This window comes from Natrinema soli (assembly GCF_028618695.1).
Genome location: NZ_JAQIVI010000243.1, coordinates 1 through 1,918, shown reverse-complemented (window position 1 = coordinate 1,918; position 1,918 = coordinate 1). Strand labels below are relative to the sequence as shown.

Annotated in this window: 1 protein-coding gene; it reads right to left on the bottom strand. The window is 67.8% G+C overall.

The window, feature by feature from the left end:
* Nucleotides 1-328: 328 nt before the first annotated feature.
* The gene (locus PGX04_RS15740; RefSeq protein WP_377042855.1) at nucleotides 329-1,759 is read right to left on the bottom strand and encodes a DNA polymerase domain-containing protein; all 1,431 of its coding nucleotides are present in this window, start codon (nucleotides 1,757-1,759) and stop codon (nucleotides 329-331) included.
* Nucleotides 1,760-1,918: the final 159 nt, after the last annotated feature.

Genomic DNA, 1,918 nt, shown 5'->3' with positions numbered 1-1,918 from the left:
CGCGAGCGCGTCCCGGGCGGCATCGACCCCGTCGGCCAGCAGCCCGTCGAGATCGGTCGACTCGAGGGCCCGCTGGCCGAGTTCCGCGAGAGCCTCCTGACGGCAGACGCGGGACCGGAGAGCATCTGACGAAGAATCGGAAGCAGCCATATAGGTGTGAAACACGGGCAGCCGGTGTAAACCTAGCGCTGAATCCCTTCTCGAACCTATATTTCACCGTCGAGTGAGAGTCGCGATACATACTCGGCGGTTGTCGGTTTCCGTCGTCGACGAGTACCGTCCTGCGGTCAGTGATAGCCGGTTCACGGGCCGGAGAACCGGTTCGCGGTCAGTCGACGAACGTCGACAGTCGGACCGTCCGGCCGTCGCGCAACGAGTTCCTGATCCGGGCGCGGTCCCAGCCCAGCGGCGAGACGACGCTCTCGCAGGCCCGCACGAGCAGCGTCGCGTAGTAGTCGGCGTCGTACTCCGAGGGGGTATCGAGCGCGAGTCGGACGCGCTCGGGGCCGCGCGAATCGTCGTCCGCGACGACGTACTCGACCGATTGGCCGGGGTGGCGATCGATCCCGCGGCGTTCGTACCGCTGGAGCGCGGCCACGGTGTGAGTCCGCCGGCCGTAGTCGTCGAGGGACTTCGAGACGCGTTTCGTGATCGCGAGCGCCGCCGGATCGACACGTCCCTCCCGAAGCTCGTTCAATCGTCGGCCAAGAACGTCGCAGACCGCTTCGGGGTCGCGCTCACGGTCGAGCGCCTCGACGAACGCGCGCTGACCGTCCGCGACGAACGCCGGCGTACTCCGCTGGCGCAGCTCGATCCCGCGGAATTTGTACTCGCCGCTCGCTCGCTTGCCGAAGTATTTCGTCAACGCGCCCGCGGACGCTCCCCCTCTCGCGCGCGTCGAGCCGGGGCCGGTTCCCTCGACGGAGCCGACACCCCCGATCGAGTCGCGCAACGGCACGAAACACACCCACTCGTAGCTGCCGTCGTGCTCGAGGGGGATCCCGATCGTCTCGGAAATCGCGCCGATCACGGCCTCGAGCGGCTCCGGCTCGTCGACCCGCGGCGTCACCCAGAGGCTGTCGACGATGCCGTGGACGATCCGCCAGCCCGCGTCCTCGAGCCGCCGTTTCGCTCGGAGTGCGATCTCGCGGGCGTAGGCGTTGATCGCCTCGTGGCACTCGATCCGACCGAATTTCGCGTTTCGGTACCCCTGATAACCGAAACAGGAGACGAGAACCCACTTGATCGCGCCCGACTCGGCGCGGCGTCGCGCAGCCTCGACCTCGGGGAGATCGGCCTCGAGTCGCCGTTTTCTGTCGGCCCGATCGGAAATCAAGGGTTCGAGGACGGCGGGGAGAAACCCGTCGGTCTCGCAGATCTCGTACTCGAGTTCGGGGACGCGATGCGTCCCGGCGTCGGCGGCGGACTCCTCGGTCGCAGCCGCCTCGTCGCCGGACCCGCAGTCACAGCCGACCGTCTCCGGACTGACGTTGCGCTCGCAGATTATCCGCGGATACAGCGACGCGAAGTCGATCTCGTGGACGTCCTCGTGGAAGCCGACCTCGGGGGCGAACGTGAAGCCGCCGCGGTCGGCCGCGTGCAGCGTCTCGACGTCGGTGAATCGCTCGGGTTCCCACTTGTTCCACGGCGCGAGCACGTCTCGTTTTTGGCGGGCCAGCCGGATCTGTCTCGAGGTCAATAACGTGCCGATACTTCCCCACGCGGCTTCCTGTAGCGGGCGACCCGTCCGCTCGACCATGTAGCGGATTCCCGCCAGCCCCGACTGGTGCCAGAGGAAGCTGTTCGACGTATCGACGATCGCCCGCCCCGGTACCCGGTGCCGCGCGGGCGAGTGGCCGACGCGGCCGTCGCGGGGATTCCGGACGAGCGCCGCGGCGAGACGATCAAGGCCTTCATC

Excerpts from the sequence above, each read along its gene's own strand:
- PGX04_RS15740 (WP_377042855.1), bottom strand. The coding sequence starts at position 1,759 with ATGGTCGAGCGGACGGGTCGCCCGCTACAGGAAGCCGCGTGGGGAAGT.